The sequence below is a fragment of the Ancalomicrobiaceae bacterium S20 genome, assembly GCA_040269895.1.
Lineage (GTDB): Bacteria > Pseudomonadota > Alphaproteobacteria > Rhizobiales > Ancalomicrobiaceae > Methyloraptor > Methyloraptor flagellatus.
The window spans coordinates 2,726,879-2,752,956 of the sequence record CP158568.1; the positions used below are offsets into that span (position 1 = coordinate 2,726,879).

The following is a 26,078-nucleotide window of genomic DNA, read 5'->3' on the forward strand; positions in this document are numbered from 1 at the left end:
CGGCGACATCGTCGGTTCCCCCAGGGGCGTTGTGCGCGGTCTCGTCGCGATCCGCCCGCCCGCGCCCCTCGGCGCGGGCGGCGATCTCAGTGCGGAATGAAGGTCTTGACCAGACCCAGGATCAGGCGCGACCAGCCGTCGACCATCACGAACAGGAACAGCTTGAACGGCAGCGAGATGGTCAGCGGACTGACCATCATCATGCCCATGGCGAGCAGGATGTTCGAGACGATCAGATCGATGGCGATGAACGGCAGATAGAGCAGAAAGCCGATCTCGAAGGCTTCGCGCAGCTGGCTGACCGTGAAGGCCGGCAGCACGATCACGAGATTGTCGATCGTGACGTCGCGCGACAGGTTCTCCGGCCAGAGCTGGCGCGTCGCCTCGAGAAAGAACATGCGCTCGCGCTCGGCGGCATGCGCCTTCAGAAACTTCACGAGCGGCTCGCTGCCGAGCGTGTAGGCCTGTTTCAGGCCCTCCTTGGTGGCGAAGTCGACCGTGATGCCGCTCATGGCATTGTAGATGTCGACGATCACCGGCGCCATGATGTAGGCGGACAGGATGATCGCGAGCGAATTCAATGCCATGTTCGGCGGCACCTGCTGCACGCCGAGCGCGTTGCGGACGAGCTGGAACACGACCGCGAGCTTGATGTAGCTGGTCGCGACCACGGCCAGGAACGGCATCAGCGCCGCCACCGCGACGATCAGGATCAGATTGAGCGGATCGGTCACGGCGTCTGTCCCGTCGCCCGGTCGAACAGATGGGTCAGCCGCACGGCGAGGCGCTGGTCGATCTCGACGAGATCGCCATAGCCGATCTCGCGACCGCCGACACTCAAGGCCACGCGCACGCCGGCCGCCGCCTGCGGCGGCTCGAGCGGCACGATCGTCCCCGGCGCCCAGCCGGCCAGCGTGCCGAGCGGCACTGTCATCTGTCCGATGGCGAAGTCGACCTCGACCGCGAGGTCTTCCGGTCCGGTCGCCGGGCGTTCCGACATGGCCGTGTCCTTGTGCTGGGGAATGAATGAGCGCCGTGGCTCGATCGAGACGAGGCGATGGCCGCCGTCCGCCGGGACGAAGTGCCAGAGCGACGACGCGCCGGCGAGAACGACACGGCGCGCCTCGTCGTCCGCGAGCACGACGACGTCGCCCGCGCCGAGCCCGGCCAATCCCGGCGCGGCGATGCGGAGCGATCCGATCCGGCGGGTCAGCCGGGTTCCGATCCGATCGGCGATGCCGTTCGCCGCCGGCCGGGCGAGCACGGAACCCCCGATCAGCCGCGGCACGACCTCGCCGATCGCACCGCCGACGATCATGGTGGCCCGGCCGCCGTTCGCGAGGCCGATGAAGCTGAGCTCCAGCCAGCGTCGTTGGCGCTCCGCCGCTTCGCCGCCGCCGATATCGGACAGCGACCCGCTCGCCTCCATCTTCGGTCCGCCGGCGGCGCGATGCCCGATCGCGCCGAGCAGCGAGGCGAACATCGCCCGCTCGATGCGCGCGCGCAGCGGCTCGGGCAGAAGGCCGATGTCATCGACATCGACCGCCGTGCCGAACATGGCCTCGAAGGGGAAGGAAATCGGCACCACGACGACAGAGGCCCCGCCGGCAAGCCCCAGCCGATGGGCGCGCAAGGTCGGCTCAGGCGCCGGGGTCGGCCGGATGACCAGCGATGTCTCGCCGGCGAGCGGCAACGGCTGCCCTGCCCAGGAGACGATCGCGTTCCAGAGTTCGATGTCGCCGATGCCGGACAGGATGGTCCGGGGTCGCCAGAGTTCGGTCATCGCCGCGGCCCTCCGGACGCCCCGTCGGCCTCGGTCGCGGCGGTGACGGCGCCGGCCGTGGCCGTTTCCGCGGTCCGCTCGTAGACCCGGACCACCTTCTTGCCGAACCGGTTGCGCAGGCGATCGGCGAGATCGCCGGCCGCGGTGTCGAGCGCCGCCGCGGCGGTCGCCGGGCGCACCAGCACGAGGTCGATCTCGGCCGCGGTCATCGACAGCACGATGCCGCTCAGCCCGGGCACATCCTCGACCGCGAGGTTGATGCGGACCGGCGCGTTGGCATGCGGGCGCAGCTCGGCCTTGATCGCCATGTCGACATGACGGGCGATCCGCTCGGCGCGTCCGGTCTCGCGCGGGCCGATCACGGCATCGACGGGAACCGGCCGGTTGGGAGCGAGCGGCCAGGGCGTCGTGCCGCCTTCCACGGTGGCGAGCAGCCGGTCGCCGGGCTCGAGCGGGCCGGCGCGGCGGTCGGACCGCTCGTCGTCGGAGCCGCCGCGGCCGCCATGATCGCCGGGGCGGTCGTGCATCAGCGCGGCGAAGCGATCGACCAGTTCCGGCGACGCGAAGGCCCGCTCGCGATCGGTCGGCTGGTCGCCGCGATCACCGACCGACGCCCCTTCGCTCGCATCGCGGCCGAACCGCCCGGACAGCGTGTCGGATCGGTCGCCGTTCCGGCCGGGGCCGTAGCCGCCGATATCCCTCATCCGACCTTCCTCCGTCTCGTCGCGAACAGGTCCTCGACCTCGTTCTCTTCCTTGGCGTCGACCTCGGCCTGCCACTCCGCCACCATCTCGTCGCGAAGCACGACGTACTTGTCCTTGTTGCGCGTCGCCTGACGGTGCGCCTCGACGCAGGCCGCGAGCTCGGTCTTGAGCCGCGCCAGGATGTGGGCGGCGCGTTCGCCGGCGTCGACCAGCCGCCCGTGGGCGTCCTCGAGGGCCTTGACCTCGGCCTTGACCTCGTCGACGTCGCCGAGTTCGACGACCTTGCCGATCACGCGCGTCCAGATCGCCGCCTCGCGCGCCGGCAGCGACGCCTTGCTCTCGGCGATGGCGCGCTGGGCTGCGGCGAGGTCCTCCTCGGCCTGCCGCACCTGCGCCTGCTTGGCGGTCAGGGCGCGGTAGGCCTGATCCTCCTTGAGCTGCTTGACGCGCAGCAGCGTCTTGACCTTGCCGATCATCGGGTCAGCTCCGTCAGCTTGTTCAGCATCGTGTCGAAGCTGTCGAACTCGTTGGTGCGCTGCTGCAGGAAGGCGTTGATCTTCTTGTATTTCTCGATCGCGACGTCGGCGTCGGCATCCGCGCCCTTCTTGTATTCGCCGACCTTGATCAGCAGTTCGACGTCGGCATAGGTCGCGAGCCAGAAGTTGACCTTGCGCGCCATGCCCAAGTGGTCGCGGGCCGCAACGTTGGACATGACGCGGCTCTTCGACGTCAGCACGTCGATGGCCGGGTAATGGCCCTGCGCCGCCAGCTTGCGCGACAGGATGATGTGGCCGTCGAGGATCGAGCGCGTCTCGTCGGCGACCGGTTCATTCATGTCGTCGCCTTCGACGAGCACGGTGTAGAAGGCGGTGATCGAGCCGCGGTCGTTCATGCCGACGCGCTCCATCAGCTTCGGCAGCGTCGCGAACACCGAAGGCGGGAAGCCGCGGCGGGTCGGCGGCTCGCCGGCGGCGAGGCCGATCTCGCGCTGGGCGCGGGCGAAGCGGGTGACCGAGTCCATCAGGAACAGGACGCGCTTGCCCTGGTCGCGGAAATATTCCGCGATCGCCGTCGCCATGTAGGCCGCCTTGGCGCGTTCCATCGAACTGCGGTCGGAGGTCGCCACCACGATGACCGACTTCGCCATGCCCTCGGGCCCGAGGTCGTGCTCGATGAACTCGCGCACCTCGCGGCCGCGTTCGCCGATCAGCGCCATCACGGTGATGTCGACCGCGGCACCTTTGACCAGCATGGACAGAAGCGTCGACTTGCCGCCGCCGGCGGCCGCGAAGATGCCGAGGCGCTGGCCCTCGCCGACTGTCAGCATGCCGTCGAGCGCGCGCACGCCCATCGGCAGCGGCCGGTCGATGACGCGGCGCTTCATCGGATCGGGCGGATCCTTGTAGACCGGGTACCAGGTCTCCGGCTCGAAACTGTCGGTTTTGCCATCGATGAAATTGCCGAGGCCGTCGAGCACGCGGCCGCACAGGCCTGATCCGACCGGCACGGCCTGGACGCGGCCGGTGCGGCGGACCTCGGTCTGCGGCGACACGCCCTGCGTCTCGCCGATCGGCGACAGCAGCGCCTCCTGATCGAGGAAGCCGACGCACTCGCCCATCAGGCGCGTGCCGTTGAGCGCGTCACCAGTTCGACCAGTTCGCCGACCTGGATGTCCGGTACCGCGGCATGGATGATCGTGCCGACGACCTTGCGGACGCGGCCGGTGCGCGACAGCGCCTCGAAACCGCGCAGCTGACGGCCGATCTCGGCGACGTGCTCGGGGAGCTGGCGCCGGATACGTTCGCGACGCGCCTCGGCCAGGGCGGCCAGCGCCGGTTCAATCCCCGCCATGGCCGCGCCCCGCCGTGATTGTGTCCAGCCGGTCGGCGGTGGCGCGCGCATGGGCGCCGCGGATCACCGCCTCGAGTTCGGCGAGCCGGTCGCCCAGATGCGCGTCGACACGACCGACGCTGGTCTCGAGCACGACGTGATCGCCGACGAGGCTCTGATCCTCGACCACCTCGACCAGTTCGACGTCGGGAAATTCGGCCGTGATCGCCGCGATCCGGCCGCCGACATGCGCGAGCCAGGCCGATGGCACGCGCAGTTCGGCACGGCGCTCGCGCCGCATCTGGTGCAGCGCACCGCGCACCAGCGCCTCGATGCGCTCCTCGGCCGCGAGACCGGCGATCAGCTTGCGCACGGCGTCGGCGGCGACCTTCGACAGGTCCGAGGTCACCGCGTCGAGACCGCGGTCGAGCTCGGCGACCTCCTGGAGCAGGAGCCCCATGACCTGGGTGCGCGCCTCGGCGCTACCCTCGGCGAAACCGCGCTCGCGCTCGGATTTATGGACCGCTTCGGCATCGGCCAGGATCTTCGCGGCTCGCGCTTCGGCCGCGCGCACGATCGCATCGGCCTCTTCGACCGCCGCAAACCGGCTCGCCGGCACGACATGCGTGCCGGAGGCGACCGTGAAGCCGAGCCCGTCTAGGCGATAGATCCCGACCATCGGGGCTCCTTGCGGTTGATCAGTCGCAGTGCCTGCGGAAAGGTCGTGGCGTCGAACGAGATCGCGGCCGTCGGCTGAGGCGGCAGGCGCAGCATCAGGAGCGGCGCCGCGGCGGGCGCCGTATGGGCGACGAAACCGGCGAGCACCGACACGCAGAACGCCCGGATCTCCGCACGATCGGTAATCGTCGCGACGAGATCGCGGCCGGTGGCGGCATCGGTCGCGAGCCGCGTCAGGCCGTTGAACATCAGCGGCGCCTCTTCGGTCGCGAAGCGGAAGGCCTCGTCCTCGAGCGCGGCGCGCACGGCCCGCCGGTCGGTGAGCAGCAGGAGCGCGGTGATCCGCCGGGACAGCGCCGCCGCACCGAGCAACCGCGCAACGCGGACCAGCCGATCGATCGGGGTCACCAGCATGGCGGCGACGACGCGGTGTGCCGGTTCGGCGCCGAAGCCGTCCCAGCTCGCGGCACCGGATGCCGGCGCGAACAAGGTTTCGGCGAGCGTCCGGTCGACCGCGACCCGGAACGCCGGGTCGGCGCGCATCGCCGCGACTGCCGTGGCGCCGAATGGGCCGACCGCCAGCCGGCTCGGATCGACGAAGACGGACGGACGGGACAGGAATTGGGCGACATCGAGCAGCGCACGCAGATCCTCGGCGGCACGACCGTCAGCGGCCGGTTGGTCCCGAAGAAGATCCGAGGGCGCCGCCATCATGCCGGCTCAACGGTGGTGACCGCTGCCCCCGACTTGGTCTTGCGGCTCCGCCACAGCAGAACCCCGAGCGCGATCACACCGATGAGCAACAGGCCGACGATCCCCGCGGCGGCATAGATGAGCCGCCACACGGTGCCCTGTTCGCCCTGCTTGACCGAGAGCCCCGGCAGAACCTCGACGGTGGCGTCGGCGGCCGGGCCGGTCTTGCCCGACGTCGGCGCGGCCTTGGCCGGCATCGCCTCGCTCAGCACGACGGTGACCGCGGCATAGTCGAGCCCCTCGATCGAGCTCGAGACCAGACGCCGGATCTGCGGCACGAAGTACTCGATGTCGACCCCGGGCTGGTACTTGATGAAGACGGCCGCCGAGGACGGCTTGACCGGCTGGCCGAGCTGCGGCGCCTCCGGCAACACGATGTGCACGCGGGCGGCAATGACGCCGTCGATGTTGGCGATCGTGTTGGAGAGGTCCTCGCCGAGCGCGTAGATGTAGCGCACGCGCTCCTCGAACGGCGACGACATGATGCCGGACTTCTGGAACACCTTGCCGATCGACTCGCGACTGGCGCGCGGCAGGCCGGCGTCCTTCAGGATCGCCAGCGCCTTCAGCATCTCCGAGGAATCGACCGAGATCGAGAAGCCATCCTTGCCCTTGGCGGTCTTGGTCGCCTGGACGCCGTGGCTGATCAGCTCGGCCAACATCTGGTTGGCCTCGCTCTCGGACAGGTTGGTATGCAACTCGCTGTCGCAGCCCGCCAGGGCGAGAGCACCGAGCAGCACGAAGACGCTCAGGCGATTGCGGCGCGACAGGAGGGCACCGGCGGCACGAACGATCTGACGCAATGCCGTGAACACGCGGCTCAGCCCTTCATCAGCGTTTCGAGGGCGGCCGTCGACTTGCCCGTCAGCTTCGACGCGACTTCGACCAGAAGCGAGAAATTGATCACCTCGACCTGCAGCCCGATCATCCGGTCGGCGTCGGACATCGGCTGGCTGACCAGGGCGCCGAGCCGGGCGTTCTGATTGTCGAACACGCCGCGGACCCGGTTCAGGCCGTCGAGGATACGATCGCCGGGTTCGGACGCGGTCTGCGCCTTCTCGACCGGCGCGAGATCGAGGGCGCGGCGGGCGCGATCGGCTGCGTCGGTCGTCGATGCCGGCGCGGCGGCAGCCGGGTCGCGGCGGCCGGCGGTACCGACTTCGGCATTGGGCTTGGCCGGGTCCGAGACGGTCTTGGCGTCGGTGGCCGGCCGCACGTCGGCGATCCGCTGGACCTGCGGCATGGCCGCATTGGGCATGGCGGCGTTGGACCGCGCCATCGCCGCATCGAACAGGGCGGTCTGCGAAAGCCCCGCCCCGCCCCGCTGCATCGGGCCGGCCTCGGACAGCGCCTGCTTCGCGAGAACGTCGAGACCGGTTCCGCCGATGGCCGCCATGGTCAACCCCCTGATGTTCAAACAACGGTCCGACCGCGCGCGTCGAACGCCGTCGCGCTGACGGATCCCACGGAGCGGATCGCTCCGGTTTGATTACAATTGTTCGGAAGTCATTAGCGGCAGGGGCCCGCGGGCAATGTCACGAAAGTGACTGAGCCGGCGCGGATCCCGCACCGGCAGCCTCGATCGAAAGGTAACGTTAAGCGGCGCGCCGCCGATGGGCTCCCCCCGGGAGCCGCGGGCCGGGGCGGATGGCGGCCTCAGAGCGGGGCGTCGAGCGCCTCGAGCAGCGAACGGGCGAGCGGCTGGTGGTCGGAGGGGCGACCGAATTGGCCACGGAGGCCAGGCACGCGCGCGCCTCGTCCTTGGCACCCCAGCGCGCATAGGCCATGCCGAGATAGGTCGTGACCGCGTCCGACGGCGGCGCCTTGCGCAGGATCTCGACGGCGCCCGCGGCGTCCCCGAGGGCAAGGCGGACCAGCGCGCGACCGATGAACCCGGCCTCGGCCTCGGGCCGCACCGCGGCGACGCCCTCGAACACGAGCCCGGCCTGCCCGTTCAGGCCGGCACCGAGCGCGATGAAGCCGATCTCGGTCAACAGGCGCAGGTCTTCGGCCTCGACGTCCATGCAATGCTCCGTGGGTGGCGGCGTTTCGGGTGGCGGCGGCATCCAAACGGCGCCCAATCAAGGCAATCGCCGAGGTTCCGTCAAGCCCGCGACCGCGGGTTGCTCGGGGGGGGGGGTCGAGCTGCGCTCAGCCGAAGTGGATCTGCAAGAGCAGGCGCTGCGCGGCGCGCAGGCTCTCGGCATATTCGGGGAACTTGCGCGCGATCCGCGCCGACTTCGCCAGCAGAACCTGCGCGCCGTCGTTGTCGCCGAGCTTGTACCGGCACAGCCCGGCGAGACACAGCATCTGCGGATCGTTGGGATCGTCCTCGAGGCAGCGCCGGACGATGATCAGGGCTTCCTCATAGCGCGCCATCTCGGCGGAAGTCTGCGCCAGGCGCCGCAACGCCGCACCGCGCGTCGTCTCGTCCGCCACGAAGGGCACGAGCAGCGAGATCGCCCGATCTGCGTGCCCTACCGCCATTTCGCTGCGGGCCGTCTGCTCGACCGAATTCCAAACCGTATCGGCGAGGCCGGGCAGCCAGTCCTGCGCATGGTCGTAGATCGCCCAATCCGGATCCAGACGAAGGATCGCGCCGGCGACGTCGTCGCCGTGCTTCGCGGAGCTCTCCAGAGCTTCGCGAGCCGCGATGGCAGTCTGCGCAAGCGCGCGAACGTTCATGAGGTCAGCCTCGCAAACCAGATCGATCTCGCCCGGGCGTCGAGGGAACGGCGACATGTTGACTTCATACCCTTGGATTCGTTCCCTCGCTATATTTAGGTTAGCGACTGGACGCCCCTCAATATGTCATGTTCATCACAGAGCGTCGATCGGCACGGAACTAGACAGGGCATGGTCAAACCGTGATTTGGCCGCGTTGTATACACGTCCAAAATATGCGTTTCCCGATCGGTATTTAACATTACGGCGAGTTCTTCCCTCGACGGTCGCGGATGGAGTGTCGGCATGGCGGAGCAACACGGGATCGACCTCGCGCGGTCTATCGCGCGCGAGGTTGCCGCGCGGACGGGACGCGACTGGCTCGACGTCCTCGGCAAGCTTTACGAGCGGCTGTCGGCACTCACGGCCCATCCGCTCATCGCCGGCGACGCCGAGTGCGCGACCATCCTCGCGACGATGGCGACCGCGCGCGACATGCCCGAATTCACCGCCCTGGTCGACACGCTCGGCGCCCGCGTCGCGGTGCTGCTGGTCGAGCGCGGCGTCGATGCGGGCGAAGCCGAGAAGCTGATGTCGGGGTTCGGCACACGCCGGGCGGCCGCGTCCCGCTTCGTGACCGGCTCCGAACCGATCCCGGGCGGTGGTCGCAGCCGTCTGCGGCTCTGACGGACCAGAGCGGGCCTCATCCCCGACCGGCGACGCCGGCGGCGGATTCACCCGCACCCGACGCGCCTGGGGGATCACTACCCTGCGCGGACCACGCATCAGCGTCACATTTGGCACGCCGGACGCGGTTTCTTCCGTGCAGAGTGGCCCGAGATTGTGGACCGCCGGACGGGGTCGGATGCTTTCGCACTCCGGTCCCGAACCGGCTCGGCGCCCGGAGGGACGTGTCGATGTCGTCGGTTTCGTTTCAGAACCTGTTCAGGAACCTGGGCCAGGGCTATACCTCGCTCGATCCGAGCCAGATCGACGCCAACGGCAATCCGGTCAACAACAACCTGACCGGTCTCGGCCTGACCGCCGCAGACCTGACCAAGCTCGGAAAGTCGCCGACCAGCTACCTCGCCGGCGTGAACGGACCCGACCCGACCAATTCGGCCGCCGCCGCGAACGCGATCTACCAGCCGCTCGACGGCCTGTCTGTGGGCGGCACCTACCAGGGCGACGGCCGCGCCTCCGTCATGGCGCAGAAGCTCGCGGGCGCGTCGGCGCCGGTCTACCCGGACGGGTTCATCGACCCGAACACCGGCGCACCCTATCGCGCGGCGCAAGTCGACCCGGCGAAGTTCCAGTCGTGGACGACCGGCTACCAGAAGGAATTTATTTACGACGAGCTTTTCGCGGCCGGCCTGCTGTCGCCCGGTTTCAAGGCGACGGGAATCCCGACAGCAGCCGATCTGGCGCGACTGAAGAGCGGCATCGCGCTGCCCGTTCCGATCGGCGGCAACAGCAGCAACGCCGTCCATGTCGTGATCAGCCCCTCGCTCGACGCGAACGGCAAGCAGATCCCCGAAAACCAGGTCAAGGTCATCGTCGTCGAGAACCTGACGAAGACCAAGTTCGCGACGATGACGCTCGCCGAACAGACGCTCGTCGCCGGTACCGACTATTTCCAGAATGTCCTGTCGACGCAGTTGGCGATGAAGGTCAACGGCGCGATCCTGACCACCGCGGCCACGGCGGTGAAATCAGCGATCCTCGACCCCGCGAACAAGCGCAGCATCACAGCGGTCACACAGGCGATCATCGGCGACGCGGCGGCCCTCGGAGTCTACATCGACTCGGATCCGAACAGCGCCAACTTCGGCAAGTTCAACGGCGTCTCCGGTCAAGAGACCGAAAACAAGAACATGGACGGCCGCCTGCTCAACTATAACGACGTCAAGATCTTTCTCGACGAGATCAATGCGCTGAAGGCTCAGGTCGCCAACATGGCGATCCTGTCCGACGACTCGATCGAGACCAAAGTCGCCGACATCTTCAACCGCTACAAGCAGGTGTCGGCGTTCGGATCGATTCCGAACCAGGTTTCGGCCGCCGACGTCAGCTTCGGATACAAAGAGCCGAACGGCAACATCAACAACACGTCGAAGATCACCAAGAATGTCGTGTCGATGGACGTCGGAACCGCGACCACACCCGTCAACGTGACGCAGACGACCACCACCGTTTATTACCACACCCTGCAGGCGCATGACGCCAAGGACAAGAACCGCATTCCCGCTGACTCGTTCATTACACCGGATGACTGGGACAATTACTGGAAGGGCAACGCCTCGTGGTTCACCACGACCGACGACGGCAAGCGGTTCTACGTCAAGGACGGGAACGGCCAGCAGGTCTGGTTGAAGGCAGGCGTCGTCGTGCAAACCGACGGTGAAGGTCGCATCATCGGCCCGGTCTATACCAGCGGCGGGGTCGCCATCGACGGCAACTACCCCGGCTACCACTACGCCGGTGGTCCGGGCTCCGACGGACAGACCGTCCTGGACGGCAACAACGACCAGCCGCCGGTCTCCAAGACCACCGTGACCAAGGTCCCGCTCGTCGGCCTGCAGACCGGCCGCTATCCTATGGACAACGCGAACTACATCCCGAGCTGGGGCGAGCCCGCCAACAACAACCTCGGCTACGTCTGGGCAGGCGATCCCAGCCATCCGCCGATCATGAAGGTCGACCTGCCGACCATCAAGACCAACAAGACCGGCCTCGACGGCACCAACCAGTCGAGCATCGCCAGCGGCTACAACAAGCTGATCTCGGCCGAACGCACGTCGCTTTCGTTGCAGAACCAGATGGACCAGGTCGCCAAGTCGCAGTCGATCTCGACCGGTACAGCCGGCGTCGACAAGTCGCTCGACCTGCCGTCCCTGATCTTCTTCATGCAGTTCTACACGAACCTGATCAAGGAACAGCAGGTCAACGCCGCGACCGAAATGGTCAACCAGCAGAACCAGTTGCTGAACGCCTATTCGCAGATGCAGAACCTGGTCAACGCGGCCCAGTCGAATTTCGACGCCAAGGAACAGACGGAAGAGCGCGATCTGTTCGGCAACAAGGTCACGGGAAACGACAATACGACGGACACGTATATCGGCGACGTGGTCGACAAGACCACCCAAGCACCGCTCTCACAAGCAACGCTGAATATCCTCAGCATGTTCGACAGCGTCGGGGCGCTCGCCAAGACGGCCGACCCGACGGACGGGAACAAGACGATGCGCAACCCGATCGAGAAGCTGTTCAACATCACGAGACCGGTGAAGCAGCTCATCGATCTCGGAACGAACGGCACGGGCGGAACGACCCACACCTGCGGCTACACCTCGACGGCCTGGAACTCCTTCGGCACCGAGCTGTCGAGCGCGGTGACGCAGATCAACCAGCAGACCCAGATCATGATGAACAACATCAACACGCTGGACAAAGAAAAGAACCAGCACTTCGATCTGGCCAACAATTGTCTGACCAAGTTGAACGAGCTGATGGCTTCGATCGGCCGCAACGTCGCCTGACGAGGGCGGCGATCGGATCGGACGGGGATCATGCCGGCCGGCGATCGGGCGGCGACTGCTGGGGGAACGTCACGTGCGGGTTCGCAATCTCAACGTCGGCCTCGAGGCGATCACGTTGTGGCGCCGGGCCGACGAGACGCATCTTCCCGACGACGGTGCGCTGAAGCCGCAGTTCCTGCCGCTGCAGCAGCACCTCGACGCGATCCTGCACCGGCCCTCGCTCGACGAGCGGCTGCCGGGTCTGCTGCAGCCGGATTTTCTCGATCCGGATCTGCTCGAGCCGCGCGTCCTCACCGACACGCGCGACGCCATGCGCGACCTGTTCGTCGTCGCCGCGCGCCGGCGCTCGGGCCGTCTGCGCCGCATCTTCGAACTGGCGGCCGAACACCTCGACGAGAGCCGGGAACTGGACGACGAGATCCGCCGCTCCCTGTCGGTGCTCCTGCGCGGGTGAACGGCACGTTCGACGGTGATGGGCGCACGGAACGCGAGGCGAGGCAGCGAGGACAGATGGAAACCAGCGATCTCGGCAATCGAAGCCCGATGCGTCCCGCGGGATCGGACGATGGCGGTGAGCGTCTGAGCGACCGGCAGCGCGACTTCCTGCTCCTCAACATCTTCGTGCTGGCGCAGCACGGCTATATCGAAAAGGCTGGCATTCTGGCCGAGGCGCTGCACGCGCTCGGCGACGGCTCGGTGCATGTCCAGGTCGCGCGTGCCGTGCTGCGCTTCCTGGCCGGCGACTGGGCCTCGGCGCTCGCGGTGCTCGAGGAGATCGACCGGATCGCGCCGATCGAGCGTTTCGGCGACTACCAGATGACCGATGCGCAGCGCATGCGCCGCTATCTGAAAGCGCGCTGCCTGAAGGAACTCGGCGACGATGCCGGCGCCAAAGAGGTCGTCGACAGCTATCTGCGCCACGGCGAGGCCGGCGCGGAGACCGATTGAGCGGCCGCGCCCCATGTCGGCGCGACGAGAGACTGAAGGGAGACAGTATGGGACTGCTCGATGGAATGCCGACGTCGCTCGCGGACGTCCAGCGCAGCAGCATGGCGACCGCCGGGCTGCTGGCGCGCCTGTTCGAGCGCCACCCGGATCTGCCGCCGCGGTTCGAGGCCGCCTGCAAGGCGATGGTCGAGGGCCAGACGCCGGCGATGGTGATCGGGCTCGATCGAAAGGAAATCGATGCCCTGCTGGCGCTCGGCGGCAAGTATCTGCAGGTCGGCCAGATCGAGCAGGCCAAGGAGTGGCTGAGCCTGGTCTGCACCCTCGACCCGCTCGAGCAGCGCGCACTCTATCTGCTCGGCGTCGCCTGCCAGACGAGCGGCGAGTACGGACTTGCCGCACAGATGTACATCCGCTTCCTCGCGCTCGACGCGACCAATCCGGAGGGCTATCTGCGGCTCGGCGAGTGTTTCCTCGCCAATGCCGAGCCCGATCAGGCGCGCGGCTGTTTCGAAATGGCCGGCCATCTCTGCGGCAAGGGTCACGGCACCGACAAGGCGCGCGAGCACGCCGAGCGCATGCTCGCCGCCCTCCCTGCACAGTCGAAATGACCTCCGGCTTCCGAAGCGGCGAGTATCGTAAATGACAAGTCGGTTTCGCCGCACCCGTTAAGACTGTTTCTCGAAGGACGAAGTCGCCGGACCGCCGAGAGCGATCCGGCGAAGGTTTGGGGGGCGAGCCGTGTCGTCAGTGCAGAACGTTGCGAACAGGTCCGGGTTCGGACCGGGGACGATCGAGCAGACCCAGGTCAACGATACCGATCCGTCCAAGGGGTCGGTCGGCACGGGCTCCACGGCTTCGGTCGGCGTGGCCGGTCAGGTCGGCCAGATCCCGAACACGACGCTCGCCGCGATCGTCGGCGTCACGCTCATCACCGTCGCCATCGCCGAGAGCCTGCACGAGTTCATCCCCAAGATGAGCGACGAGGACGCGGAGGTCTTCCTTGCGGAGGTCCAGAGCAAGCTCCGCGAGCTCGTCAACAAGACCGACAACAACGAGGTCGAAAACAAGTCCGAGGCTCGGCAACGGCAGGCCGAAGAGCAGAAGAAGAAGCTCGACGACGCCCAGAAGAAGCTGCAGGAGATCATCGACGCGCGCAAGTCGGGCGACATCGGCGCGCTGATCAAGCTCGCCTTCGAAATGATCCTGCTGGCCTTCCAGGTTCTGGCGGTGGTCATGACGGGGGGGGCGCTCGCCCCGGCGTTCTTCGCCAACCCGATGAACCTGCAGGCGATCAACGACGCGACCAAGCAGTTCACCGGCCTCGGCATCGCGGGCAACATCGACAAGCTGATCAACCCCAACGACAAGGCGTCCTGGGCCAAGGCCGACATGGGCTTCGGCATGGCGCTGATGGGCGCCATGGTGATCGCCACCATCGCGATGATGGCGATCGGTGTCGGCGAGGCGGAAATGCCCGCGCTCGCCGGCCAGCTGGCCGAAGCCGGAACGACACTGAGCGAATCGACGGTGGCGGTGTCCGAAGGCGTCACCACGGCGGTTACGGAAGGCGCCGAGATCGCCAAGGCCACGGAGACGCTGAGCCAGTTGGAGAAGCTGATGAACCTGCTCACCGACCCCCAGAAAATCATGAGCTGGGCGCGCGACATTCCGACCGTCATGGACGCCGTCGGAAACCTCGCCGCCGCCCCCGGCCAGTTCATCGCGAGCGAAACCCAGGCGGAAGCCAAGAAAGACCAGGCGCGCGCCAAGGAGATGGCCGCGCTTCTCAAGCGGATCGACGAAATGCTCGACCTCGCCATCAAGCGGCTGGCGAACAACGGCGACCGCTGGGCCAAGATGTTGCAGGGCACCATGGACGCGATGCGGGACCGCGGCGACCACCTGTCGCGCGCGTCTCTGACCGCCTGACCCGCCTCGCACTCTTCATTCACGCTTTTCAGATCGAACGGAGCAGACCATGTCCGGGATCCAGATTCCTCAGCCCTACAACTACAATCCGCTCAACAACTATGGCGCGGCGTCGGGCCCGGGGCAGACCACGGGCACGCCCGACCCGGTCGTCGGCGGCGGCGTCACGAACAACACCCCGAAGCTGGTCGGCACGCCGGAGAGCGGCACGCCGAAGTCCGATCTCTATACGATGCCGAGCGGGCGCAGCTTCTCCGAAAACTTCATCCAGGACGTCAAGAACATTCTCGATAACGTGTTCGGCAAGGACACGGCCGCGACCGAGAAGCAGAAGATCGTCGATCTGATCAAGGAACTGTGGGCGAAGCCGCTCGAGGTCGGCGACAAGCTCGCGGCGCTGATCGTCGAGACGGCCGGCAACAAGAGCCGGCAGCAGTTGCAGGACGCGGTCTCCGAGTCCGATCTCGCAGCGGCGCAGCTCATGCAGCAGGCCGCGACCATGCGCGAAGCGGCGACGATGATGATCATCGGCGCTGCCGTGCAGCTCGGCATGACGGTCGCGTCGTCGGTGATCTCGATCGCTGGGGCGACCACGAAGATCGGCCAGCTCAACGACGCCCCGACGGGCGCCGGCGAGATGAAGGCGATCAATCTGGCTCAGGCCGCCGGCGATAGGACGCAGGCCATCGCCCAGCTCGTCGGCGCGATCGGTACGTTTGTCAACCAGGTCATGCAGGCCCAGGTCAAGAACATCGAGGCCGACGGCGCGCAGTGGGCGGCCGAGGCGCAGCGCACCAACGCGCGCCACGACATCTCGCAGAAACTCGCCGACGACCTGCAGAAGCTCGCGGACCAGATCGCGCAGCTCCTGGCTGAGATCCAGCAGACCACGGTCGCGATGATGCAGACCATGACGCGGGTCTGATCGGGGCGGATCGGACATCCGGACGACGGCGGGGGCTGCCGTCGTCCGCGCGAAGACGGGCGTCCAGTGGGGGCCCGGGCGGGGCCAAGGGTGGGGCGGAATGGCGAACGACTATCGATCGATGGTCACGGCGATGCTGCAGCGGCTGGGCTTGCCGGCGACGACGCTCGACGCCGAGGACGGCCTCGTGCTCGGCTGGGATGATCTCGACATCCGCGTGACGGACGACCCGCTCGGGCGTCATGTCGTGGTCGCCGCGCTCGCAGGCTCGCTCGCCGCGACGCCGGAGCGCCGCCGCGAGCTCCTGCGCGCGGTGCTCGACCTCAACCTCGGCTGCATCATGCGCTACGGCCTCGGCGCCGCGCTCGATCGCGGCAACGGCAGCGATGTCGTCGTCACCGCGACCATCGAATACCACCGGCCGGTCGATCAGCTGATCCGGCTGGTCGAGGATGTCGGCACGGTCGCCCGGCTGCACAAGGACCTCTTCGACGTCCCGAAGCCATCCGCGTCCGCCTATGAGGCCGCGCTGTTCGAAAACGCATTGATCTTCCAGCCCTGAGCGGCCGGCCGCATGGTCACGGCCCCCGCTCCCTCCACGCGTTCATTGGAGACTGACCGGCATGACGACCGGACTCGAAACCGACGACAAGGCGTTCACCTCCACGGTGGAACTGTTCAACGGCGCGCTGATGAAGCATCTCGGCCTGCAGCCGGAGATGCTCAAGGTCGGGCTGCTGGTCGGACGCAATCACATGCAGCGCGGCGACTATGCGGAGGCGTTCTCGACCTACCGGACGCTGGTGCTGTGCAATCCGAGCGACGTCGACCTGCAGGTCGCCTTCGCCAATTGCTGCCTGGTCGTCGGTCATCCCGAACTGGCACTGCAGAGCGCGGCGATCTCGATCGGCGTCGCGCCGGAGGATCCACGCGGCTACCTGCTGTCGGCCCGCGCCAGCGCGGCGCTGAAGGCCATGCCCGAGGCAGTCTCGGAAGCGAAACTCGCGCTCGACTGCGCCGAACGCGTGGGCCACGACGAGGCCGCGGCCGAAGCGCGCCGCCTCATCGCCGCGTTTTCGCAGGTCGGCAATGACGCCATCGACGCCTGACCGGCCCGCGTTCGGGTGAGCGGTGCGTCGCACCGGATCAGGGAGCCGATCCATGGAAGCAGCGCGAGCGACCGACCTGCCCGAGACCTTCGCGGACCTGTTCGCCGGGATCGATCCCGGCGATCGCGCCGAGGTGGAGCAGATCTTCGTCAAACTGACGGACCATCTCGGGATCAATGCCGGGCGGACTTTTGGGCGGCTGGCCGCCGGGCAGCCGCTCTACGAAGCGCTCGGACTGCCACGCGCGGCGCTCGATCTCCTCTATCAGCGCGGCTTCGGCTGGCTGGCGCTCGAGCGGTTCGATCGCGCCGAGCCGCTGTTTCGCGCCCTGTGCCTGCTCTGCCCGGGCAAGTCGGAATACTGGCTCGGCCTAGGCATCGCGGCCGGTGCGAGCGGCAAGGCCGAGGTCGCGCGCGCCACCTTCGATCAGCTCAGGGCCAGCCGGCCGGACTGGGGCGCCCTCGCCTTTCACGAGTTGGCCTTCCATCAGCGCGCCGGTCGGTGGGACGAAGCGGCGGAGGCTTTGCGGCGCTTCGACAAGTCCGACCGGTCGGACCTCGCGCCGGCAGCGCTACGGGAGGTCGAGCGGCTGCGCGCGCTGCTGACGGCACGGCCGTCGAACGGCGAGGCAAAGGAGCGGACGTGATCATCGAGCGTCTCCTGTCGCGCCTCGCAACGCTGCCGGCGGCGGATCTGCTGGCGGCCTCGGAGGCTGCGCCGGTCGCGGACGCGCATGAGCACGATGACGCCGGCGAGACATCGTTCCACGGGCCGTCGCCCGAGCGGAGCGCGACGGCGCTGACCGTCGCGGGGCTGCCGCCACCGCGCGGGGCGATCGACCGTCCGGATCTGCCGCGCCTCGACTGGCGCCCGACACGTACTGTCGATCCGGGCAGCGATCCGGCGTCGCCCGCGCCGCGCACGCGCGATAAGGGGCCGGAGGCGGCCCCGCGCCGGGATGCGGTCGTGACCACGGAAATGCGTCCGGGTGTCGGCCTCGTTCAGACGACGATGGTCGACGGCACCCTCAAGAGCTCCGAAGTCGTGGCCTCGGATCCCGCATCCGACGCCACGAGCAAGGCACGGCCGGCCGAAGCGATCAGGGAGCCGATCCGGCCGAACGATCCGGTCGGTCGGACCGAGGGGACGGCCCCCACACAGGACCGGCCTGCGCTCGATCGACCGGCGGCCAGACCGGCGCCGATCGAGGCGCCGCGCAGCACGACCGAGACCGGGAGCGCCGACCGTGGCGCGGCCGATCCGAATGCGCCAAGGGCGGAGGCCGAGGCGCGGATGGTTCGCGGCGCGTCGACCGTGGCCGACCGTCCCGAGCCGTCCGTGGCGCTGGCGGATCTGGTCGTCCGCCCGGACGCCGACAATGCCACGGGCGGAGCCAAGGGACCGCACTCCGGCATCCTGAACGCCGCCATGATCCCCGGCTGGCCGCCGCCGCGGGCGCCCGGTCCGGCGCCGCTCGCCAACGGCACAGCCCCGCCCCGCCCGTCGAGCGCAGTGGACGATCCGTTGCTCGAGCAGCTCGCGGCCTTGGGCATCGATGCGGACGAAGTCGCGCGCCACCGCGCCCGCGCCGATCGCAAGACCTCGCGGCTGAGAAAGGCGCTCGCCCGCATCGGGCTCGCCGCCGCGCTGCTGGCGGCGATCGTCGAAGCGATCGCCGATGAGCTCGGCGACCTCGCCGAGGATCGGGCCCGGCGCGCCGACGACACGATCCCGCCGCACGGCGGCAGCCCGTCGGCCGGGCGGGTCTACGTCAAATAGCGGCGCAGGCCACGCGTTCCGGGGCCTTGCACCGGGGTCGTGCGCAGCCGCTGCGCCCGTAAAGTATCTTTCGGCACAAGGCGGAGTGCCGATCCCGCCTAGAGTTGCGGCCGCATGCTCGATCTACGCCCCCGCGGCCGGGATCCAGGATCAGTGCGGAAGGAGCCGAGGTCCATGTCCTCCATCACCGGCGTCTCGTCACCGAACACGCTGACCCAGATCGTGACGGTCGGCGGGGTCACGACGACGACCACGCAGACGACGACGGTAGCGCCGACGATCACCGATCTCGGCGTACCCTACGCGCAGTCGACCGCCGGCCTGCCCTCGCCGAGCGCGCCGGGGGACTCCGAGGCCCTGATCGCGCTGATCCTGAGCAAGATCCAGGAAGCCGTCGGACAGTCGCGCAACAATCAGACCCTGACCGAGGCGCAGCGCACTCTCGGATTGCTGAGCAACATCCAGGCGGGCATCGCCAAATACGTGATCGCGTCGCAGCTGATGGACAATGCCAAGCTCGCGATCAAGGATCTGACGGCCGAGAAGCAGACCAACGCAGGCCAGATCACCTCGCTCTATCAGCAGCTCACCGGCGACCCGAACGCCACGAGCGTCAGCAACGTCCCGCCCGATGCGAGCGGATCGCACGGCGTTTACGGCACCTATCTCGCCAAGCTCTCGAACTACAACAGTGCCTCGCAGAGCCTCGCCGACGCCCAGACGGCGCTGGGCACGGCGCAGAACCAGCAGGCCGCGGACCAGAAGGACGCGTCCGACTACAAGACGAACACGCTGAACCCGACCCTGTCGGGCCTCTACAATGCGCTCGTGAAGATCGGCAACGGCACAGCGACGGCAACCGACCAGCAGACCGTCACCAATGCGCTCGGCACCGGCAACACCGGCCAGATCGCGACGACGCTGGCCGCCTACCAGAGCACAGCGACGGCCGGAAAGGCGGCCTACTGGACCACGAACATGGTCCCGCTGCTCAACAGCCTGCAGAACAACGTGATCAACGCGAACCCGATCGGCAACATGTCGACTGCGGTCAATTTGCTGTCGACGTCGGGTAGCGGATCCGCCTCGCAGCAATTGAGCACGTACAAGGGCAAGATCGACACGATCAATTCCAAGACTTCCGACCCGAACAACGGCTATCAGGCCACGATCAACGCGAAGCAGTCGGACGTGAACAGCAAGACGTCGAGCATGCTCGCCACCGCGCGCGATCTCGCACCTTATCTCGACTACAAATCCTCGAACGGATCGATTCTGACTTTCACCGATCCGTCATCGACGAACAAGACCTACACGTTCGACTTCACCGGCCTGCCTCTGCCAACGATGAATTCGACCGGCCAGGTGACGGCGCTGCTCAATCCGCTCAATACGCTGACCGCGCGCAACATCGCCATCGGAGACGTCAGCTCTCCGCGTTCCCTGCTCGGCATGGCCGCCGCCGCGCAGAAGGACAATGCCGCGGTCCTTGCCGATGCGCTCACGGCACTCTCCGCAGCGCTCGGCATCGCCCCCAGGATCGACACCGGCGACGACAAGGATACACGGCTGGAGAACCAGTCCCAGGACAACCGCGACCGCGAGGAACGCGACCGGCTCGCGTCCAATCAGCGGGACGTGCAGAATTCGATTGTCGAGACCAACAGCGGGGCGGCTCTCGCGCAGCGCATTCAGGAGATGCTGGAGAACGCGACTGTCAACACGGCGGCGAGCGTCGCAAAGGGTATCGTCGACGTCCTGTTCACGCTGCAGCAGTTCAGCGCCGAGAGCGGCCGGCCCGATACGACCGAGACGCTCGGCGGCCGCGGCTCGCGGGTGAGGGTCCCGGCATGATCGCCCAAGTCGCCGGCCCGTCCATCGCTCTCGTCCGCCGGAGGTTCGCCGCGGCATGCTGACACGCTTCCTGCAAGTCGTCTCCAAGCGGAACGATCTCCTGCTCGCCTGCCTGCTGGTCTGCATCGTCTTCATGATGATCCTGCCGCTGCCGACGCAGGCGATCGATGCGCTGATCGGCGTCAATCTGGCGCTGGCGGCGCTCTTGCTGATGGCGTCCGTCTATCTGCAGAGCGTGGTCGAGCTGTCGTCGTTCCCGTCGATCCTGCTCCTGACCACGCTGTTCCGGCTCGCGCTGGCGATCTCGACCACACGCCTGATCCTGATCCAGGCGGATGCCGGCCATATCGTCGAAACGTTCGGCCAATTCGTCGTCGCGGGCAATCTCGTCGTCGGTCTCGTGGTGTTCCTGATCCTGACCGTGGTCAACTTCATGGTGATCACCAAGGGCTCGGAACGCGTCGCCGAGGTGTCGGCGCGCTTCTCGCTCGATTCCATGCCCGGCAAGCAGATGTCGATCGACAGCGACATGCGCGCCGGCCAGATCGAGCTCGACGAGGCCAAGCGCCGCCGCAACCTGCTCGAGAAGGAGAGCCAGCTCTACGGCGCCATGGACGGCGCGATGAAGTTCGTGAAGGGCGACGCGATCGCGGGCCTGATCATCATCGCCATCAACATGGTCGGCGGCATCGCGATCGGCACCCTGCAGCGCGGCATGCCGGTCGGCGAGGCGCTGGAGCGCTATTCGCTGCTGACGATCGGCGACGGCCTCGTGTCGCAGATCCCGGCGCTGTTCATCTCGATCACCGCCGGCTTCATCGTCACCCGCGTCTCCTCGGAAGAGAACAAGGATCTCGGCTCCGACATCGTCGGCCAGATCATGAACGAGCCGAAGGCGCTGATGATCACGGCCGTGATCCTCGGCATTTTCGCCGTCGTGCCCGGTTTTCCGACGCTGGTGTTCGTGACGCTCGCCGCGGGCTGCGGCTTCGCCAGCTACCACATGACCAAGGTCCGAGCGCGGTCGAAGCAGACCTCGCGCGCCGGAGAGATGCCCTCCCTCGCTCCGGCGCTCGCCTCGCGCGGACCGGCCCCGTCGCTGCCGAAGGGCGACATCGAGGACAACGAGCCGATCGAGGCCGTCACCTTCGCGCTGACCGTGCCGCTGATCGTCGACATCGCCTCGAGCGTCCGCGACAGCATCCGGCCGGAGCGGCTCGATCGCGAGGTCGCGAAGGTCCGCCGCGCCCTTTATTTCGACCTCGGCGTGCCCTTCCCCGGCATCCACCTCAGGCTCAACGACAATCTGCGCGACGGCGAATACCGGATCCTGGTCAACGAGATCCCGGTCGCGTCGGGTGCCGCCCGTCCGGGCTATTTCATCGTTCGCGAGACCGAAGCCAACCTGAAGATGTTCGAGATCCCGTTCGAGCGGGGCGACGACTTCCTGCCGAACACGCCGAGCCTGTGGGTCCAGACCAAGCATCTGCCGCTCGTCGAGCGCGCCGGGCTGCAGGTGATGACGCTATCGAGCATGCTGACCTACCATCTGGCGCATGTGATGAAGCGGCACGCTTCGGAGTTCATCGGCATCCAGGAAACGATGTATCTGATGAACCAGATGCAGAAGAACTTCGGGGAGCTGGTGCGCGAGGCGACGCGCGCGCTGCCGATCATCACCATCACCGACGTGCTGCAGCGTCTGGTCGGCGAGGAGATCTCGATCCGCGACATGCGCACCGTGCTCGAGGCGCTCGTCGAATGGGGCCAGCGCGAGAAGGACCCGATCGTGCTGGTCGAGCATGTACGCAGCGCGCTCGCCCGCTACATCACGCACCGCTTCTCGGGCGGGCAGAACATCATCCCGGCCTATCTGATCGCCAAGGAGATCGAGGACGCCGTGCGCGGCGCGGTGCGCCAGACCAGCGGCGCGTCCTATCTCGCCCTGTCGCCCGACGTGCATCGCCAGATCGTCGATGCCATGAAGGCCGCGATCGGCCGGGAGATCACCAGCGCGCCCGCCCCCGTCCTGCTCGCGCCGATGGATATTCGCCGGTTCATGCGCAAGATCTGCGAGCGCGACTTCCCCAATCTCGCCGTCCTCTCCTATCAGGAGCTCACCGCGACCGCGAACGTGCAGCCGCTGGAACGCATCCGGCTCAACGCCCAGCTCGCCCGGGCCTGAGGGAGCGCCATGCCGAACCGGCCGTCGTGGCGCCTGACCGCTTACGGCATCGCCTTTGCCGGCGCGCTGTTCTGCGACCTGCTGCTGCATCCGGTGCAGGGGATCTCGATCGTCGCCCTGCTCGGCGCGATCGGCGTCGCGGCGACGCTGATCCGCGTGACGACGGCGCTGCGGCTTCCGACCGGTCTCGCGGTCTGGACCGCCCTGCTGCCGCTCGGCCTCGATCGCGCCATCCTTCCGATCGCGACATCGGTGCGCCCGGCGGCGGAGGTCGTCCACGGCCTGACGCTGTGGCCGATCTGCCTGATGGCGGTGTTCGGCAGCCGCGTGCTGGCGCTGTCGACACGGTCGAACTACCTCGCGCGCTGGGACGATCCGGTCCGCGCGCCGGTCGCCGTCGCCGAACAGTCGCTCGGTGCGGCGCTGGCGTTCGGCTTCGCCCTCACCATCGCGCTCCTGGCGCTGGTCCCGATCGACGGCGCCGGATCCGACCGTCCGCAAGGGATCCTGGTCGCCGCCTTGCGTGGTACGACCGTGATCCATGTGCTGATCGTCTATGCGGCCTGCGTGGTCGCGACGCTCGTCGCCGACGGCTTCGCGCTGCTCGCGGCCGACTGGCGCACACTCGTGCTGGCGCGCCGCGGCATCCGCATGGCGCAGGGCGACCGCGCGCGGATCGACGCGGCCGTCGACCGGTTGCCGAACACCCGGATCGGTCTCCTGTTCAAGACCGAACTCGGCCGCGACGGCGCCGACGACTGGGCCGCGCACCAGCAGTTTCGCGAAGCGTCTCGGCTGTTCATCCGGCGCAGCCTGACGCTGCTGCCGCTGCTCGGCTTTCTCGGTACGGTCGTCGGCCTGTCGGCGGCGGTCGCCGATCTGCCGTTCGGCACCGGCGGCGTCCAGAGCGGCGACCTCGGCGCCAGTCTGCGAGGCCTCGCGGTGAAGTTCGAGACGACCTTCCTCGGGCTGGTCGGCAGCGCGGTGCTCGGCGCCGTGCTGAGCCTGCTCGAGCGGCTCGAGGCCGAGACCGCAGCGGGCGTGCTCCAGATCGTCGGGCGCGTGACCGCCGCGCCGACAGCGCGCGGTCGGGCCGGGCCATGACCGGCAGCGAGGACGACGAGGCGCCGCTGTTCGATCCGATGGCCGACGTGCTGTTCGGCGCCGCGAGCTTGCTCATTCTCGCGCTGATCCTGATCATGCCCGCGGTCGGCCGCCCCGCCGAACCGGCGAGCACCGCACGCCGGTCGGCGGACGCCGCGGCCTTCGACAACCGCATCTATGCCGACGCCGGCGGCGTGACCTATGGCGCGGCGCTGATCCGCGCGCCGCTCGACGGCATCCTCGACGATCCGGGTTTCGCCGCCTGGCTGGCGGAGCACCGCGCCGCCGGCGCGTCGGTCGAGCTGATCGTCGGCGCCGACGGCGGCGAGGCGGCTTTCGTGGCCGAGCCGGTGATCGCGCGCGCGGGGATCACCGAGTTGGCGGTCGCGCGGCTCGACCGGAGCTGCAGCGCCTCGACCCCGGCGCAGGCGCTGACGCGTTGCTTCGGGGCTCGCCTGTCGGGGGCCCGGCGATGAGCGGCCCCGGAGCCTGAGGTGGTCCGCGGCCGCGCGGGTCTCGAACGCCCGTCGATCGCCCGGCCAGAGCCGATCCCGGCCCGCATTCGCCGACGCCGGCGGCCCGCCGCTCGTGCCGATGACCGACTTCGCCGCGAACGTCTTCACGGTGTTCTTCCTGCTGCTGATCGCGGTGCTCGCCGCCGTGGCCGCATCCGGCCAGTCCGGTACCGAAACCTCCGCAACGCTCATGCACCGGCGCCCGCCGGCGTCGTCCGAACGGATCGTCGAAGCCCTGCACAGCCGGCAGCGCCGCGGGCCCGGCGTCGTGATCGAGGTGCGCAGTGCCGGTATCCGGCTGATCCACCCGAGCGGTTCGACCGACGTCGCGAGCGGACCGGCGCCCTACGCCGAGATCCGCACCGCGGTCGCCGGCCTTGGGGCGGCGATTAGACGCGAGAGCACCCCGGAGCCGACGATCGTGCTCGTCTTCGCGCCCGGCCCGATTGCCGCGGTCGAGGCGGGGCTCTCCGGCCACGCCTACCTCGACCTCTCCGTACCGGCCGCGCTCCGCGGCTGCGCGGCGACCGCGCCCCGACACGCCGGAGGCGCGGCCGATTGCGTCGTCAACGAGGACTGGACACCGGGCTTCCTGGCGCTCGAAGGACGCGATCTCGATCGTGCCGCCTTCCGCGCCGAGCTCGCGGCGCTGCTGGCGGCCGGTGCCACCCGGTCCGTCGCGGCGCCCCGGCCCAGCGATCTCGTGGTGCCCGCCGCGTCCGAGACGACGTGGCGCGCGCCGATCCTGACGCTGATCGTGTTGCCGCTCTGCATCGTCGCCGCGATCGAGACCGGCGCGGCATGGCGCGGCCGACGTCGTCGATCTGTGCAAAACGTGACAGGCTCGTCCTGAACAATCGGTGACGATCGCGAAAGTGATTCGCGCTGTTTTCACGCCGAGCCGACGAGGCCGACATGCCCGATCCGATCCAGTCGAGCAGTTCCATACCGCTGCCGCCCTATCAGACCAACGCCAGCACGCGTGATCCCCTGCCCTACGGCAGCACCCAGGACACCGCCGTGCAGAACGCTCGGACCGCCGAGGCCAACTCGAACACGAGCGACGACCAGTTCCAGGACTACCTCAACCAGTCGGCCATCCTGGCCGTGCAGACGCAGCAGCAGAACCGGTCGACGGAGTTCGACCCCGCGCAGGACATCGAGAACTCCAGCGTCTACAAGCAGACAAGGACGTCATCGACCATCTGAGCGCATCACGCGGCCCTGCGCGGGACGGTTAAGAAAAGATCAATGTCTTCGCTCGTTCAATGGTTGGACGCGAGACAGAATGGAGCGACGCCGATTCGGCCGCGCTCCATAGCCGAAAGGACGACGCGGCTTTCATGCCGGCGGCGTCCAGCAAACGAAGAGGCCGAAGCGTGTACAAGAACCACGGCGCCGGAGCGCTCCGGATCCTCCTGGCGGGCCTCTGCCTCGCCGCTTCGACCACGACCGGCTTCGCTGAGCCCGGTGAACGTCGCATCCTGGTCTGCAAGACGCTCTACAACGACCTGACCGCCTTCGACCGCCGGGCCTGGCGCGCGACGCTCAACGCCGACGGCCGCCCCTACCCGACCGCGGCGACGGGTTTTCCGGGGCCGATGCCGGCGATGGTCCGCAACGATCCGATCCGACTCCGTCTCGTCGCCCTGCTGCAGGCGAACCGTTGCGAAGGGCTCGACCACTACGAGTTCTTCCAGGACGAACAGGCGGCCGCGGTGATCCCGCCCTACGAGATCGGTGGCGTGGTCCGCGCCAAGAACTGAGCGCGCACAAGCC

The 26,078-nt window shown here is 68.1% G+C and carries 30 protein-coding genes; 18 read left to right on the forward strand and 12 right to left on the reverse strand.

The features are described 5' to 3' along the window. Window positions 1-86 precede the first annotated feature (86 nt). The 12 genes from sctR to ABS361_12505 form a co-directional block, all read right to left on the reverse strand. Window positions 87-734: a type III secretion system export apparatus subunit SctR gene (sctR, locus tag ABS361_12450; protein ID XBY42921.1), complete on the reverse strand. Its 648-nt coding sequence runs from the start codon at window positions 732-734 to the stop codon at window positions 87-89. Continuing rightward, a complete protein-coding gene (locus ABS361_12455) occupies window positions 731-1,783 on the reverse strand; it encodes a FliM/FliN family flagellar motor switch protein (GenBank protein XBY42922.1) in 1,053 nt (350 codons plus the stop codon). Before ABS361_12455 ends, sctR begins: the two co-directional genes overlap by 4 nt. After that, complete coding sequence (locus ABS361_12460) at window positions 1,780-2,487, reverse strand: hypothetical protein (GenBank protein ID XBY42923.1); 708 nt, start codon at window positions 2,485-2,487, stop codon at window positions 1,780-1,782. The genes ABS361_12455 and ABS361_12460 overlap by 4 nt, the downstream gene beginning before the upstream one ends. Next, window positions 2,484-2,963: a YscO family type III secretion system apparatus protein gene (locus tag ABS361_12465; protein XBY42924.1), complete on the reverse strand. Its 480-nt coding sequence runs from the start codon at window positions 2,961-2,963 to the stop codon at window positions 2,484-2,486. Before ABS361_12465 ends, ABS361_12460 begins: the two co-directional genes overlap by 4 nt. Then, window positions 2,960-4,105: a type III secretion system ATPase SctN gene (gene sctN, locus ABS361_12470; GenBank protein ID XBY42925.1), complete on the reverse strand. Its 1,146-nt coding sequence runs from the start codon at window positions 4,103-4,105 to the stop codon at window positions 2,960-2,962. The genes ABS361_12465 and sctN overlap by 4 nt, the downstream gene beginning before the upstream one ends. Continuing rightward, window positions 4,105-4,338: a hypothetical protein gene (locus ABS361_12475; protein ID XBY42926.1), complete on the reverse strand. Its 234-nt coding sequence runs from the start codon at window positions 4,336-4,338 to the stop codon at window positions 4,105-4,107. The genes sctN and ABS361_12475 overlap by 1 nt, the downstream gene beginning before the upstream one ends. After that, the gene (locus ABS361_12480) at window positions 4,325-4,996 is read right to left on the reverse strand and encodes a FliH/SctL family protein (GenBank protein ID XBY42927.1); all 672 of its coding nucleotides are present in this window, start codon (window positions 4,994-4,996) and stop codon (window positions 4,325-4,327) included. Before ABS361_12480 ends, ABS361_12475 begins: the two co-directional genes overlap by 14 nt. Further along, entirely contained in the window at window positions 4,975-5,706 is a 732-nt protein-coding gene (locus ABS361_12485; GenBank protein ID XBY42928.1) for a hypothetical protein, read from the reverse strand. Before ABS361_12485 ends, ABS361_12480 begins: the two co-directional genes overlap by 22 nt. Continuing rightward, on the reverse strand, window positions 5,706-6,563 hold the full coding sequence (gene sctJ / locus ABS361_12490) for a type III secretion system inner membrane ring lipoprotein SctJ (GenBank protein ID XBY42929.1): 858 nt from the start codon (window positions 6,561-6,563) through the stop codon (window positions 5,706-5,708). The genes ABS361_12485 and sctJ overlap by 1 nt, the downstream gene beginning before the upstream one ends. 5 nt (window positions 6,564-6,568) lie before the next feature. Continuing rightward, window positions 6,569-7,144 carry a hypothetical protein gene (locus ABS361_12495; GenBank protein XBY42930.1) on the reverse strand — a complete coding sequence of 192 codons (576 nt, stop codon included), beginning with the start codon at window positions 7,142-7,144 and terminating at the stop codon, window positions 6,569-6,571. Between the two features lie 199 nt (window positions 7,145-7,343). Beyond that, entirely contained in the window at window positions 7,344-7,772 is a 429-nt protein-coding gene (locus ABS361_12500) for a hypothetical protein (protein ID XBY42931.1), read from the reverse strand. Window positions 7,773-7,899: 127 nt separating this feature from the next. Beyond that, window positions 7,900-8,433 (reverse strand): hypothetical protein, encoded by a 534-nt coding sequence (locus ABS361_12505; protein ID XBY42932.1) that lies wholly within the window; start codon window positions 8,431-8,433, stop codon window positions 7,900-7,902. Window positions 8,434-8,718: 285 nt separating this feature from the next. Between ABS361_12505 and ABS361_12510 the strand changes: the two genes are divergently transcribed. The 18 genes from ABS361_12510 to ABS361_12595 all read left to right on the forward strand — a co-directional run bounded on the left by ABS361_12510 (window position 8,719) and on the right by ABS361_12595 (window position 26,065). After that, window positions 8,719-9,099: a hypothetical protein gene (locus tag ABS361_12510; GenBank protein XBY42933.1), complete on the forward strand. Its 381-nt coding sequence runs from the start codon at window positions 8,719-8,721 to the stop codon at window positions 9,097-9,099. 230 nt (window positions 9,100-9,329) lie between these two features. Further along, entirely contained in the window at window positions 9,330-11,951 is a 2,622-nt protein-coding gene (locus ABS361_12515) for a hypothetical protein (GenBank protein XBY42934.1), read from the forward strand. Window positions 11,952-12,024: 73 nt separating this feature from the next. Next, on the forward strand, window positions 12,025-12,405 hold the full coding sequence (locus ABS361_12520) for a hypothetical protein (GenBank protein ID XBY42935.1): 381 nt from the start codon (window positions 12,025-12,027) through the stop codon (window positions 12,403-12,405). 56 nt (window positions 12,406-12,461) lie between these two features. Next, complete coding sequence (locus tag ABS361_12525) at window positions 12,462-12,899, forward strand: hypothetical protein (protein ID XBY42936.1); 438 nt, start codon at window positions 12,462-12,464, stop codon at window positions 12,897-12,899. A gap of 47 nt (window positions 12,900-12,946) precedes the next feature. After that, complete coding sequence (locus tag ABS361_12530) at window positions 12,947-13,507, forward strand: hypothetical protein (protein ID XBY42937.1); 561 nt, start codon at window positions 12,947-12,949, stop codon at window positions 13,505-13,507. Between the two features lie 130 nt (window positions 13,508-13,637). After that, entirely contained in the window at window positions 13,638-14,828 is a 1,191-nt protein-coding gene (gene sctE, locus ABS361_12535; GenBank protein XBY42938.1) for a type III secretion system translocon subunit SctE, read from the forward strand. A 49-nt stretch (window positions 14,829-14,877) separates the two neighbouring features. Next, window positions 14,878-15,753: a hypothetical protein gene (locus ABS361_12540; GenBank protein XBY42939.1), complete on the forward strand. Its 876-nt coding sequence runs from the start codon at window positions 14,878-14,880 to the stop codon at window positions 15,751-15,753. 100 nt (window positions 15,754-15,853) lie between these two features. Beyond that, window positions 15,854-16,315, forward strand: coding sequence for a type III secretion system chaperone (locus tag ABS361_12545; GenBank protein XBY42940.1), 462 nt, complete (start codon window positions 15,854-15,856; stop codon window positions 16,313-16,315). Window positions 16,316-16,376: 61 nt separating this feature from the next. Beyond that, entirely contained in the window at window positions 16,377-16,862 is a 486-nt protein-coding gene (locus tag ABS361_12550; protein XBY42941.1) for a hypothetical protein, read from the forward strand. 52 nt (window positions 16,863-16,914) lie between these two features. After that, window positions 16,915-17,508 (forward strand): hypothetical protein, encoded by a 594-nt coding sequence (locus ABS361_12555; protein XBY42942.1) that lies wholly within the window; start codon window positions 16,915-16,917, stop codon window positions 17,506-17,508. Next, window positions 17,505-18,641 carry a hypothetical protein gene (locus tag ABS361_12560; GenBank protein XBY42943.1) on the forward strand — a complete coding sequence of 379 codons (1,137 nt, stop codon included), beginning with the start codon at window positions 17,505-17,507 and terminating at the stop codon, window positions 18,639-18,641. The genes ABS361_12555 and ABS361_12560 overlap by 4 nt, the downstream gene beginning before the upstream one ends. Window positions 18,642-18,815: 174 nt before the next feature. Further along, window positions 18,816-20,495, forward strand: coding sequence for a hypothetical protein (locus ABS361_12565; GenBank protein XBY42944.1), 1,680 nt, complete (start codon window positions 18,816-18,818; stop codon window positions 20,493-20,495). Window positions 20,496-20,550: 55 nt separating this feature from the next. Continuing rightward, a complete protein-coding gene (gene sctV, locus ABS361_12570) occupies window positions 20,551-22,680 on the forward strand; it encodes a type III secretion system export apparatus subunit SctV (protein XBY42945.1) in 2,130 nt (709 codons plus the stop codon). A gap of 9 nt (window positions 22,681-22,689) precedes the next feature. Then, complete coding sequence (locus ABS361_12575) at window positions 22,690-23,784, forward strand: hypothetical protein (protein XBY42946.1); 1,095 nt, start codon at window positions 22,690-22,692, stop codon at window positions 23,782-23,784. Beyond that, window positions 23,781-24,260 carry a hypothetical protein gene (locus tag ABS361_12580; GenBank protein XBY42947.1) on the forward strand — a complete coding sequence of 160 codons (480 nt, stop codon included), beginning with the start codon at window positions 23,781-23,783 and terminating at the stop codon, window positions 24,258-24,260. Before ABS361_12575 ends, ABS361_12580 begins: the two co-directional genes overlap by 4 nt. Window positions 24,261-24,378: 118 nt before the next feature. Further along, the gene (locus ABS361_12585) at window positions 24,379-25,152 is read left to right on the forward strand and encodes a hypothetical protein (protein XBY42948.1); all 774 of its coding nucleotides are present in this window, start codon (window positions 24,379-24,381) and stop codon (window positions 25,150-25,152) included. Window positions 25,153-25,214: 62 nt separating this feature from the next. Continuing rightward, the gene (locus ABS361_12590) at window positions 25,215-25,508 is read left to right on the forward strand and encodes a hypothetical protein (protein XBY42949.1); all 294 of its coding nucleotides are present in this window, start codon (window positions 25,215-25,217) and stop codon (window positions 25,506-25,508) included. A 170-nt stretch (window positions 25,509-25,678) separates the two neighbouring features. Continuing rightward, complete coding sequence (locus ABS361_12595; GenBank protein ID XBY42950.1) at window positions 25,679-26,065, forward strand: hypothetical protein; 387 nt, start codon at window positions 25,679-25,681, stop codon at window positions 26,063-26,065. Window positions 26,066-26,078 lie beyond the last annotated feature (13 nt).

Excerpts from the sequence above, each read along its gene's own strand:
- ABS361_12455 (XBY42922.1), bottom strand. The coding sequence starts at position 1,783 with ATGACCGAACTCTGGCGACCCCGGACCATCCTGTCCGGCATCGGCGAC.
- ABS361_12460 (XBY42923.1), bottom strand. The coding sequence starts at position 2,487 with ATGAGGGATATCGGCGGCTACGGCCCCGGCCGGAACGGCGACCGATCC.
- ABS361_12465 (XBY42924.1), bottom strand. The coding sequence starts at position 2,963 with ATGATCGGCAAGGTCAAGACGCTGCTGCGCGTCAAGCAGCTCAAGGAG.
- sctN (XBY42925.1), bottom strand. The coding sequence starts at position 4,105 with ATGGGCGAGTGCGTCGGCTTCCTCGATCAGGAGGCGCTGCTGTCGCCG.
- ABS361_12475 (XBY42926.1), bottom strand. The coding sequence starts at position 4,338 with ATGGCGGGGATTGAACCGGCGCTGGCCGCCCTGGCCGAGGCGCGTCGC.
- ABS361_12480 (XBY42927.1), bottom strand. The coding sequence starts at position 4,996 with ATGGTCGGGATCTATCGCCTAGACGGGCTCGGCTTCACGGTCGCCTCC.
- ABS361_12485 (XBY42928.1), bottom strand. The coding sequence starts at position 5,706 with ATGGCGGCGCCCTCGGATCTTCTTCGGGACCAACCGGCCGCTGACGGT.
- ABS361_12495 (XBY42930.1), bottom strand. The coding sequence starts at position 7,144 with ATGGCGGCCATCGGCGGAACCGGTCTCGACGTTCTCGCGAAGCAGGCG.
- ABS361_12500 (XBY42931.1), bottom strand. The coding sequence starts at position 7,772 with ATGGACGTCGAGGCCGAAGACCTGCGCCTGTTGACCGAGATCGGCTTC.
- ABS361_12505 (XBY42932.1), bottom strand. The coding sequence starts at position 8,433 with ATGAACGTTCGCGCGCTTGCGCAGACTGCCATCGCGGCTCGCGAAGCT.
- ABS361_12510 (XBY42933.1), top strand. The coding sequence starts at position 8,719 with ATGGCGGAGCAACACGGGATCGACCTCGCGCGGTCTATCGCGCGCGAG.
- ABS361_12515 (XBY42934.1), top strand. The coding sequence starts at position 9,330 with ATGTCGTCGGTTTCGTTTCAGAACCTGTTCAGGAACCTGGGCCAGGGC.
- ABS361_12525 (XBY42936.1), top strand. The coding sequence starts at position 12,462 with ATGGAAACCAGCGATCTCGGCAATCGAAGCCCGATGCGTCCCGCGGGA.
- ABS361_12530 (XBY42937.1), top strand. The coding sequence starts at position 12,947 with ATGGGACTGCTCGATGGAATGCCGACGTCGCTCGCGGACGTCCAGCGC.
- ABS361_12540 (XBY42939.1), top strand. The coding sequence starts at position 14,878 with ATGTCCGGGATCCAGATTCCTCAGCCCTACAACTACAATCCGCTCAAC.
- ABS361_12545 (XBY42940.1), top strand. The coding sequence starts at position 15,854 with ATGGCGAACGACTATCGATCGATGGTCACGGCGATGCTGCAGCGGCTG.
- ABS361_12550 (XBY42941.1), top strand. The coding sequence starts at position 16,377 with ATGACGACCGGACTCGAAACCGACGACAAGGCGTTCACCTCCACGGTG.
- ABS361_12555 (XBY42942.1), top strand. The coding sequence starts at position 16,915 with ATGGAAGCAGCGCGAGCGACCGACCTGCCCGAGACCTTCGCGGACCTG.
- ABS361_12565 (XBY42944.1), top strand. The coding sequence starts at position 18,816 with ATGTCCTCCATCACCGGCGTCTCGTCACCGAACACGCTGACCCAGATC.
- sctV (XBY42945.1), top strand. The coding sequence starts at position 20,551 with ATGCTGACACGCTTCCTGCAAGTCGTCTCCAAGCGGAACGATCTCCTG.
- ABS361_12575 (XBY42946.1), top strand. The coding sequence starts at position 22,690 with ATGCCGAACCGGCCGTCGTGGCGCCTGACCGCTTACGGCATCGCCTTT.
- ABS361_12580 (XBY42947.1), top strand. The coding sequence starts at position 23,781 with ATGACCGGCAGCGAGGACGACGAGGCGCCGCTGTTCGATCCGATGGCC.
- ABS361_12585 (XBY42948.1), top strand. The coding sequence starts at position 24,379 with ATGACCGACTTCGCCGCGAACGTCTTCACGGTGTTCTTCCTGCTGCTG.
- ABS361_12590 (XBY42949.1), top strand. The coding sequence starts at position 25,215 with ATGCCCGATCCGATCCAGTCGAGCAGTTCCATACCGCTGCCGCCCTAT.